The organism is uncultured Flavonifractor sp. (assembly GCF_944387675.1).
Lineage (GTDB): Bacteria > Bacillota > Clostridia > Oscillospirales > Oscillospiraceae > Flavonifractor.
The window spans coordinates 19,923-29,713 of record NZ_CALXFV010000015.1 but is presented as its reverse complement, the minus strand read 5'-3'; the positions used below and the strand labels follow the sequence as shown (position 1 = coordinate 29,713).

Here is a 9,791-nt window from a genome sequence, read left to right as displayed (position 1 = left end):
GGTACCTCCATGCTGTATGTGGCCAAGCGGTTTGCCGACGGCATGATCGGCCGGGCCTCCATGCCCCTGTCCTCCATTGACTCTCTGGTGGCGGGCGGTCTGTGGGGCTTTGTCATCGCCTCCCTGGCGGCGGTGCTGCTGGCCCTGCTTCTCTCCCGGCGCACCGCCAATCGGGTGGTTGCCCCCCTCAGCGCCGTCAGTCAGACCCTCCAGGGGGTGCTGGACGGCACCGGCAGGCCGGGACTGGATGCCTACCAGTCCGACGACGAGCTGCGGCCCATCCTGCGCTACATCGACAAGCTGGTGGAGCGGCTGGGGGGCTACATCCAGTCCATCACCGACGAGCGGGACAAGGTGTCTCTCATTCTGGACTGCATGGCGGAGGGACTCATCCTGTTGGACGAGGACGGCAAGGTGCTGGCCATCAACCGCTCCGCCCGGGCTATCTTCGGCTTCCCCGAGGGGGACGAGGAGGACGGCGCGCTGCTGCTCACCCGCAGCCGCCGCCTGCGGGAGGCCATCCGCAGCAGCCAGGACAAGCACGCCCCCGTGGTGTTGGAGGTGGACGCCCTCACTGAGGAAGCCCGCTCCCTGCGGATGTTCATCTCCCCCGTCTCCGGCCGGCAGTATGAGGGGCAGGCGGTGGGGACCTCCATCCTCATCTCCGACGTTACCCAGTTGAAAAAGGCGGAGGGCATCCGCAGCGAATTTACCGCCAACGTCTCCCACGAGCTGAAAACCCCTCTCACCAGCATCAAGGGTTTTACCGACATGCTCTCCGGCGGCATGGTGGCCTCCCCTGAGGACCAGAAACGGTTCATCACCATGATCGGGGTGGAGGTGGACCGGCTCATTGACCTGATTAACGACATTTTGAAACTCTCCGAGCTGGAGTCGGCGGCTATCGACCAGAGCAGTGAACACTGCGACGCTTTGGAGGTGGCGGAGGACACCGCCGCCCTTCTCACCCCCGCCGCCAGAGAGGCGGGAGTGAGTCTGGCAGTGTCCGGCCTGTCTGCGGAGGTGGCGGTGCCTCAGAGCCGGCTGAAGGAGCTGCTGCTCAACCTGATGAGCAACGGCATCAAGTACACCGAAAGCGGCGGCAAGGTGGAGACCACCATCCACCTCCAGGACAATCAAGCGGTTATCACCGTGGCCGACAACGGCATCGGCATCCCCACCGAGGCCCAGGGCCGGGTGTTTGAGCGGTTCTACCGGGTGGACAAGGGCCGGGCCAGGAAAAACGGCGGCACCGGCCTGGGGCTGGCCATCGTCAAGCATATCGTCCAGCTCTACGGGGGTACCGTGACCCTGGAAAGCAAGGTGGGCAAGGGCTCCACCTTTACTGTGAAGCTGCCTCTGGCCCGGTAAGCTGGCAGCTCTCTTTCAAGGACGGCTGAGGATTCGGCCGTCCTTTTTGCCGCCCTGGGCGGGCCGATGTGGGCATGGGTCCCTGCGGGGTAACCTGTGACCGAAAAAGCGGGTTGGTACACAACAGGCGCGGGGGCGGATGCCCTCATCCGCCCGCAACATTTCCAAAAACAGGCCCCGACGTCCTGCCCCACATACGGGGAGAACGCCGGGGTCTCTTTCCTTCTCCTGTTAAAAGTCCGCGTTGCCCACCGTTCTGGGATGGGGCAGGACGTCACGGATGTTGGAGATTCCGGTGAGATACATCACCATCCGCTCAAAGCCCAGGCCGTAGCCGGCGTGCTTGCAGCCGCCGTACCGCCGCAAATCGCAGTACCACCAGTAGTCCTTGGGGTTCATCCCCAGCTCCTGAATGCGGGCCTCCAGGATATCCAGCCGCTCCTCACGCTGGGAGCCGCCGATGATCTCCCCGATGCCGGGTACCAGGCAGTCGGCGGCGGCCACGGTCTTGCCGTCGTCGTTGAGGCGCATATAGAAGGCCTTGATCTCCTTGGGATAGTCGGTAACGAATACAGGGCGCTTGAAAATCTGCTCGGTGAGATAGCGCTCGTGCTCGGTCTGCAAATCGCAGCCCCACTCCACCTTGTAGTCAAACTTGTCGTTGTTCTGGCGGAGCAGCTCCACCGCCTCGGTGTAGCTCACCCGGCCGAAGTCGGAGGAGGCCACATGCTCCAGCCGCTCCTTCAGGCCCTTGTCCACAAAGGAGTTGAAGAAGTTGATCTCGTCGGGGCATTTCTCCAGTACGGTGTTGATGATGAACTTAATCATGGCCTCGGCCACATCCATGTCGCCCTTCAGGTCGCAGAAGGCCATCTCCGGCTCAATCATCCAGAACTCGGCGGCATGGCGCTGGGTGTTGGAGTTTTCCGCCCGGAAGGTGGGGCCGAAGGTGTACACGTCCCCGAAGGCCATGGCAAAGTTCTCGGCGTTGAGCTGGCCGGACACGGTGAGGTTGGCGCTCTTGCCGAAGAAGTCCTGGCTGTAATCCACCTTGCCCTCCTCGGTGCGGGGCAGGTTGTCCAAATCCAGGGTGGTCACCTTGAACATCTCGCCGGCGCCCTCGCAGTCGGAGGCGGTGATGATGGGGGTGTGGACGTACACAAAACCACGGTCCTGGAAGAAGGTGTGGATGGCGTGGGCGGCCACCGAGCGCACCCGGAAGGCGGCGGAAAACAGGTTGGTGCGGGGCCGCAGGTGCTGGATGGTGCGGAGGTACTCCACACTGTGCCGCTTCTTCTGGAGGGGGTAGTCGGGGGTGGAGGTACCCTCCACCACTACGCTGGCCGCCTTCACCTCCATGGGCTGCTTGGCCTCAGGGGTGAGCACCAGGGTACCGGTGACGGTGAGGGCCGCCCCCACGTTCTGCCCGGCAATCTCCTTATAGTTATCCAGCACGTTGGCGTCCAGGACAATCTGCAAATTCTTGAAGCAGGAGCCGTCGTTGAGCTCCACAAAGCCGAAGCCTTTCATGTCCCGGATGGTGCGCGCCCAGCCGGAGACGGTGACGGTCTGGCCCCCCAGGCGCTCCTTGTCGGCAAAAAGCTGTGCGATTTTGGTGCGTTCCATGTTCCTTCCCTCTGTTTCCTTGAAATAAAGTCTCAGTGGGCATTAGTATATCATTTTCCCCTGATTTTGCAAGGGGTTTTGGGCAATTACCGGCGCAGCAGATCTCCAAAGATCCGTTTTTCTTGCTCCCGGGGGGACACCGACCGGTCCCGGCGGAGGTAGAGTCCCGCCCCCAGGGCGGTCAGCAGGGCGGCCAGGGCATATTCCAGGCCGTCCAGGGCGCCGGGACTCATCGGCAGCAGGATGTTCCCCGCCAGAAATACCGACGCCGCGCCCCCCAGTACCGCCGTCACCGCGCCTCCGGGCATAGATACCGGACGGGCCAGCTCCGGCCTGGTCCGCCGCAGCCGGAGCACGGCGGCATAGGTCATCACCCACATGACAATGGTGGTGAGGGAGGCCACATTGATGAAAGGGAGAAACAGCAGCTTGCCGGTGAAGGGGGTGACCACCACAAAGGCGGCGGTAAACCAGATGCACCGGGCGGGGGTATTGTATTTGGGATGGAGCTCCGCAAACCGGGGGGACACCAGGGCAAACCGGCCCAGGCCGTACAGCATCCGGGCGGAGGAGTAGAGGGTGGAGTTCATCACCCCCACCGCCCCCACAAAGGCGGTGACCAGGAAGAGGGGCCGCACCCAGGCCTGGCCGGTGAGGCCCGCCAGCACGTCGGCAAAGGGGGCGGTGCGGCCCACCGCCTCTTTCCAGGGCATACACCCCGCCACGGCGGTGGACACCAGGCACAGGATGCCGGTGACCAGGAACAGGCAGGTGATGAGGGCGGCGCCCGCCTTCCGGGCGGCTGGTCCGGTGGCGTCGGCGGCGGCCTTGGACACCGTCTCCCACCCGGCCACCGAGAACACCAGCAGGGAGAGCAGGGCCGCCGAGCCGGAAAAGTCAAAATCCAGGCCCCCGTCGGCGGCGTAAACAGCCGGGTCAAAGCGGGCAAAGCAGACGGCAAGGCCGATGGCGCACATCACCAGCAGCACCACCGTAGCCAGCTTGGCCAGGGAGGCGCACACGTTGGCCCCCCGCAGCTGCACCCACAGGATGCCGCCGGCCAGGGCCAGCTGGAGGAGCACATTGGGCAGGGTGACGGCAAACTCCCCCACGTGGTAGAGCACCAGCGTGGTACCCAGGGCGGGAAAGAGCCCGTCCAGCAGGGACACCGCCGCCAAATCCACCCAGCAGTATACGATGGTGTTCATCAGAATCCCCGCCCAGCCCACGGCAAAGCCGCCGCCGGGACCGAAGGCGGCGTAGGAATACACCACCTCTCCCCCAGGCAGGGGGAGCATGGGGATGGCCTCCATATAGGCGAAGGCGAAGGGCAGCTCAATGACGATACACAGGGCGAAGGCCACCGCCAGGTTGAGGGGTCCCCCCGCCGTGTCCAGCCAGGTGCCGGTGAGCAGCAGCCAGCTGGTACCCAGCATGCATCCCACCCCCATGGCCACCAGGCCAAAATAGCTGATGCCCTTCTTGCCCATGCCCATCCCCCGTTCTGTGGTTGATACCACCATTATAATGCCCGCCGGACAAAGCCGCAAGGCCTTGTCCGGCGGGCGCCGCATTTACCAGTAGAGGGGAATCAAAAAGGTCCAGGGGGCGGTGACGATGGCCATGGTGAGGGCCACGATGTGCCGCTGCCGCCCGTCCAGCAGGGTACAGGATTTCATGGCCCGCTCGTCAAAGAAATAGATGCACACACCGGCAATAACCACACCCGCCAGGGTATACAGGAAGCCGGGCAGGGTACGGAAGGGGTTGAGGAAGGCCTGGGAAATGATGCTGTCCACCCAGGAACCCACCGGATCGGGCAGCAGAGAGAGGTACCAGAAGCCGAAGAGGAACACCGCCCCCACGAAGTCGGCCAGAAAACCCAGCAGCCAGAACTTCCACCACAGCTTCTTCAGCACTTCCTTTTTCTGGGTGTGCTTTAAAACCGCCAGGGTAATCAGCAGCACCGCACAGTCGATGAGCAGGTTCCCCGGCAGGGTAATGATCCACACCTGGGGGAAGAAATACAGAATCCAGATGGGCAGCAGGACGTTATACAGCTTGACCTCCCGTTTCACGGCTCTCTCCTTTCTCCGGCAGAGCCTCCATCCTACCAGCCAGCCCAGAAGGATGGCTCCGCCGATCATGGCCCACAGCAGGACCCCCAGTTCCCAGAAAAAATCGCCCTGCAGCCACTCATACACGCTCTCCGCCAGTGGGACGGCCAGAAAACCCAAGGGAAGCAGAATCAGTCCTTGGAGCCGTCCTTTGGTCAGGCGGCCAATCAGCAGGGTGAGGGCCAGTGTGGCCACCAGCGGCCCCCAAAACAGCAAAAGCAGTTCCATTCACTCCTCCTTCCGTTCCCTTGCCAGTTTGAGCGTCAGGCCGGGTACCTCGCCGATCAGGGCCGCCAGAAAGGCTACGGCGGCATAGGGCAGAGCACTGGCATGATACAGCCAGAATACCGTTGGGATGAGGAGCAGGCCGCACAGCACGGGGTACAGCAGGCAGAAGCCCCGGCGCTTTGCCAGGAAGGCGCCGGAGAAGAAGCACCCGACTGCCAGCAGCATGGGGTAGAGGATTCCGGACAGCACCGGAACATCAGGCGCGTCAAACGCCCGCAGCAGGGCGGGGAGCACCAGACACAGGCCCAGGGCAAAGGGGACATAGGGCAGGGTTTCCTTCCATTTTAATGGAGAGGGGCCGGGAGGCAGGCCCAGCTTTTCCCGGATGGCGGCCACCTCGGCGTACCAGCCCACCCACCGGGCCAGCCAGATGAGCAGGTAGACCGCCGCCAGCAGCCCCAGATAGACCAGCAGGGGAGCCAGCTCCCCCCAGTTCCACCCACACAGGCACACCAGCAAGGCGAGCGCCCCGGCGGTGACGGCGAAGTGGGCCAGGGAGCGGCGGACCAGGGTGGCCCCGTCGTCGGCAAAGGGAAGGGTGGACACTCCCACCACCGCCCCCATGAGGAAGTAGAGCCCCAGCTGCACTCCCAGGGCGGCGGGACCCACCAGCTGCTCCAAATCATAGCTCACCAGCCGGAAGGGGGTGTGGTTCCCCATGGCGAGGAGGCCCCCCATCACTAAGTCGTTGAACAGCCCGCCCACCGGGATCAGGGCGGCTATACCGATACCCCCCCCGATGAGGATGCGGACCAGCCACTGCTTTTGTCTGCGTGTCATAGGGATTCCCTCCTTTACAGCCCCAGGGCCTCCTTAATCTTCTTCACATACCGCCGGGAAACGTAGCACACTGTCTCCTCCGCCAGGGTCATGCGGATGGTACCGGTGAGGGACAGATCCAGGGCGGTAATCCGCTCCAGATTCACCAGCTCGGAGTGGGAGATGCGCACAAAGGTGTGCCGGTCCAGCTTGCCCTCCAGCTCGTAGAGCCGCTCCTTCAAATCGTACACGCCCCCGGTGGTCTGGACCTTGACCCCCTTTTCCTCCCCATAGCACCGCAGAATGTCCGCCGCCGCCAAGGGAACGGCCACATCTCCCCGCCAGCCGGTGAGCACCCCGCCCCCCTGGAGCCGGACGGTCAGGGCCTTCACCTCGTCGGTAAGGGCGGGGGCGGTGATGGTCACCGAAACTTCCCCGCAGCCCGGCTGGATGTGGACAGTTACCTTCATGCCGCCCCCTCCTTTCACCCTCAATATAACCAAAACAGGGCCGTCTGTCCATGGTTTTCGGACAGACGGCCCTGTTTGGGAGATAGTTGGTCAGGAGATGGCTTCCGCGCCCACGGTGTAGGTCCAGCTGCCGTCCTCTCCCATTTTGGCGGTGCAGGCGTCAAACACATACGCCCCCAGGCCGGAGGCCCACTTCTCCGCCCGGAAGGTGCCGTCGGCGGAGCCGGACAGGGTGAACAGGCATCCGCCCTCCCAGCCGTAAAGGGCCACGCTGTCCTCGTACCCCTCCGCCGGCTCCGTCATGGGAGTAAGGTAGCCCTCCTCCCAGATTTCCTCCAGGGTGCCGGTGATGGGCGTCAGGCCATGGGCATTGCCGAAGGCCCAGGTCAGGGCGGCCTTCTCGCTGTCGCTCAGGTCGGTGAGCCCCGAGAAATCCACCCCCAGCTCCTCCAGGTTGGTGTTCAGGCCGGAATCCACCTCCCACAGGTCCTCCAGCACCTGGAGGTAGAGCCCGCAGCGGTCGTCCCGCTCCGTCCCGGTGTGCTCCACCGCGGAGGCGTTGGAAAACCGGCAGGGGAAGGACTCCAGCACCGCGTCATAATACACGTTGATGAGCTCCCCGTTTTCCACCGGCCCATCCAAGGACAGGCCCTCCGTATTCAGGACGTAGACCTCGCCGGAGGTTCCGTCGCTGGCCGCCAGCACCAGCTCCCCGCTCTCCGCCCCGGCCACCACCCGGAAGGTGGCAAACCAGGGGGCCTGGTCTATCAGGACTGCGGACGTGTCTGCGGGGCTCTCCGGCGGCTGGGTGGACGGCGCCCCGGCGCTCCCGGCGGAGGTGCCGCAGCCGGCCAGCAGGACCAGACAGAGGACAACGGAAGGCAGTAAGGCTTTTTTCATGGGCGCTCCCTCCTTTTATTTGCTCTTTGGACGATACAGTTCAGAAAAAGTTCCCAATGGGGTTGACAAGCCGTCTTTATAAGCATATGATTAATTCAAAAATAAATGTTTAGGGGGCGATGCCATGACCCAGCGGGAACGGCAGCTGCTCCGATGGATTGAGGAAAACCCTCTCATCTCCCAGCAGGAGCTGGCGGAGAAAGCGGGAATCACCCGCTCATCGGCAGCGGTACACATCTCCAACCTGATGAAGCAGGGCCATATTGCCGGGCGGGGATACATCATCCGCACCGCTCCCTACGCGGTGGTGGTGGGGGGCGTGAACATCGACATCGGCGGCCGGTCGGACAAGGCGCTGGTCCCTGCCGACTCCAATCCCGGTCAGGTACGGATGAGCCTGGGGGGCGTGGGGCGGAACATCGCCCATAATCTGAGTCTGCTGGGGGTGGATGTGCGGCTGCTCACCGCCTTTGGGGACGACATGAACGCCCAGCGCATTGCCGCCAGCTGCGGGGAGCTGGGTATTGACATCAGCCAGTGTCTGACGGTAACGGGAGGCGCTACCTCGACCTATCTGTTTATTGCAGACGAAAAGGGGGACATGGCCTTGGCGGTGAGCGACATGGAAATTTACCAGCATGTGACGCCCGCTTTCCTCTCCGCCCGGAGCAAGCTGCTGCAAAACGCCCAGCTTATTATCGTGGATACCAATATCCCCTCGGAATCCATTGCCTGGCTGGCGGACAACATCAAGCTGCCGATCTTTGCCGACCCGGTCTCCACCGCCAAGGCGGAGAAGCTGCGGGGCGTGCTGGGGAAGCTCCACACCCTCAAGCCCAACCGGCTGGAAGCGGAGCTTCTGTCCGGTGTGTCCATCACCGATCAGGCCGGTCTGGACAAGGCGGTGGATGTGCTGCTGGACACCGGCCTGCGGCGGGTATTCGTCAGCCTGGGGGGAGACGGTGTCTATGCCGCCGACCATCAGCAGCGGCTCCACATGCCCTGCTGCCCCGGCCGGATGGTGAACACCACCGGCTGCGGGGATGCGGCCATGGCCGCCATCGCCTGGGCCTATCTGGAGGGAACCGGCCTGGAAGATACCGCCCGGGCGGCTATGGCCGCCGGGGCCATCGCCATGGAGAGCGGCGAAACCATCAACTCCAATCTCAGCGCCCAGGGTCTGAAGGCCCGGGCGGAGCAATTCCACTGACTTTCATAGGGAGGAACCGTATATGAATCTGAATCAATATCTGGACGTAGCCCCTGAAGTGGCCGCCGCCGTAGCGGAGAGCCGGCCGGTGGTGGCCCTGGAATCCACCATCATCTCCCACGGGATGCCCTATCCCCAGAATGTGGAGACCGCCCTCAAAGTGGAGCAGATTATCCGGGACAACGGGGCGGTCCCCGCCACCATTGCCATCCTGGGCGGCCGGCTGAAGGCGGGCCTTACCCCGGAGGAGATCGAGTATCTGGGCAAGCAGGGCCAGGCGGTCACCAAGGCCAGCCGCCGGGACCTGGCGGTGCTGGTGGCCCGGGGGGCCGACGGGGCCACCACCGTCACCACCACCATGATGATCGCCCATATGGCCGGTATCTCCATCTTCGCCACCGGCGGCATCGGCGGTGTCCACCGGGGGGCCGAAACCACCATGGATATCTCCGCCGACCTGGAGGAGCTGGCCGCCACCCCGGTGATGGTGGTGTGCGCCGGGGCCAAGTCCATTCTGGATCTGGGCCTCACCCTGGAGTACCTGGAGACCCACGGCGTGCCGGTTCTGGGCTACGGCACCAAGGAGCTGCCCGCCTTCTACACCCGGAAGAGCGGCTTTGAGGTGGACTACCGCATGGACTCCCCGGAGGAGCTGGCTCAGGCCTTCCACATGTCCCGGCAGCTGGGTCTGAAGGGCGGCATGCTGGTGACCAATCCCATTCCCGAGGAGTTCTCCATGGACCACGAGGTGATCAACAAGGTCATTGACGAGGCCATCGCCCAGGCCAATGCCCAGGGCATCCACGGCAAGGCCACCACTCCCTTCCTGCTGGCCAAGGTGAAGGAACTCACCGGCGGAGACAGCCTGGACTCCAACATCCAGCTGGTGTTCAACAACGCCCGCCTGGCCGCCCAAACCGCCGCCGCCCTGTGCCGCCTGGGCTGACATGTCCCCCTTTTACCCCCGGGAGCCGCTGGCTCCCGGGGGCTTTGCCATATTTGCGTAACAATCTTTCTTTTTCTTTACATTCAGGTCCCCTTCGTTGCATC

General features: G+C 63.7%; 9 protein-coding genes. 3 read left to right on the top strand and 6 right to left on the bottom strand.

Annotated features, from left to right (window positions below; all coding sequences use genetic code 11):
- On the top strand, positions 1-1,371 hold a 1,371-nt coding region (locus tag Q0J74_RS02935), incomplete at its 5' end, for a sensor histidine kinase (RefSeq protein WP_297210353.1).
- Positions 1,372-1,602: 231 nt separating this feature from the next.
- Here the strand turns inward: Q0J74_RS02935 and asnS are convergent.
- The 6 genes from asnS to Q0J74_RS02905 all read right to left on the bottom strand — a co-directional run bounded on the left by asnS (position 1,603) and on the right by Q0J74_RS02905 (position 7,531).
- Positions 1,603-2,997: an asparagine--tRNA ligase gene (gene asnS / locus Q0J74_RS02930; protein WP_297210350.1), complete on the bottom strand. Its 1,395-nt coding sequence runs from the start codon at positions 2,995-2,997 to the stop codon at positions 1,603-1,605.
- An 86-nt stretch (positions 2,998-3,083) separates the two neighbouring features.
- Entirely contained in the window at positions 3,084-4,520 is a 1,437-nt protein-coding gene (locus Q0J74_RS02925) for an APC family permease (RefSeq protein ID WP_297210347.1), read from the bottom strand.
- 51 nt (positions 4,521-4,571) lie between these two features.
- On the bottom strand, positions 4,572-5,342 hold the full coding sequence (locus Q0J74_RS02920) for a hypothetical protein (RefSeq protein ID WP_297210344.1): 771 nt from the start codon (positions 5,340-5,342) through the stop codon (positions 4,572-4,574).
- A complete protein-coding gene (locus tag Q0J74_RS02915) occupies positions 5,343-6,182 on the bottom strand; it encodes a DUF3021 domain-containing protein (RefSeq protein ID WP_297210342.1) in 840 nt (279 codons plus the stop codon).
- A 14-nt stretch (positions 6,183-6,196) separates the two neighbouring features.
- A complete protein-coding gene (locus Q0J74_RS02910) occupies positions 6,197-6,631 on the bottom strand; it encodes a LytTR family DNA-binding domain-containing protein (protein ID WP_297210340.1) in 435 nt (144 codons plus the stop codon).
- 90 nt (positions 6,632-6,721) lie between these two features.
- On the bottom strand, positions 6,722-7,531 hold the full coding sequence (locus Q0J74_RS02905) for a hypothetical protein (protein ID WP_297210337.1): 810 nt from the start codon (positions 7,529-7,531) through the stop codon (positions 6,722-6,724).
- A gap of 124 nt (positions 7,532-7,655) precedes the next feature.
- On the opposite strand from Q0J74_RS02905, the gene Q0J74_RS02900 reads away from it, so the two are divergent.
- Entirely contained in the window at positions 7,656-8,741 is a 1,086-nt protein-coding gene (locus Q0J74_RS02900) for a PfkB family carbohydrate kinase (RefSeq protein ID WP_297210335.1), read from the top strand.
- Positions 8,742-8,763: 22 nt separating this feature from the next.
- Positions 8,764-9,687: a pseudouridine-5'-phosphate glycosidase gene (locus tag Q0J74_RS02895; RefSeq protein WP_297210332.1), complete on the top strand. Its 924-nt coding sequence runs from the start codon at positions 8,764-8,766 to the stop codon at positions 9,685-9,687.
- The last annotated feature ends 104 nt before the right edge of the window (positions 9,688-9,791 follow it).

Coding starts and splice junctions, on each gene's coding strand:
- Q0J74_RS02910 (WP_297210340.1), bottom strand. CDS start 6,631: ATGAAGGTAACTGTCCACATCCAGCCGGGCTGCGGGGAAGTTTCGGTG.
- Q0J74_RS02925 (WP_297210347.1), bottom strand. CDS start 4,520: ATGGTGGTATCAACCACAGAACGGGGGATGGGCATGGGCAAGAAGGGC.
- Q0J74_RS02920 (WP_297210344.1), bottom strand. CDS start 5,342: ATGGAACTGCTTTTGCTGTTTTGGGGGCCGCTGGTGGCCACACTGGCC.
- asnS (WP_297210350.1), bottom strand. CDS start 2,997: ATGGAACGCACCAAAATCGCACAGCTTTTTGCCGACAAGGAGCGCCTG.
- Q0J74_RS02905 (WP_297210337.1), bottom strand. CDS start 7,531: ATGAAAAAAGCCTTACTGCCTTCCGTTGTCCTCTGTCTGGTCCTGCTG.
- Q0J74_RS02915 (WP_297210342.1), bottom strand. CDS start 6,182: ATGACACGCAGACAAAAGCAGTGGCTGGTCCGCATCCTCATCGGGGGG.
- Q0J74_RS02900 (WP_297210335.1), top strand. CDS start 7,656: ATGACCCAGCGGGAACGGCAGCTGCTCCGATGGATTGAGGAAAACCCT.
- Q0J74_RS02895 (WP_297210332.1), top strand. CDS start 8,764: ATGAATCTGAATCAATATCTGGACGTAGCCCCTGAAGTGGCCGCCGCC.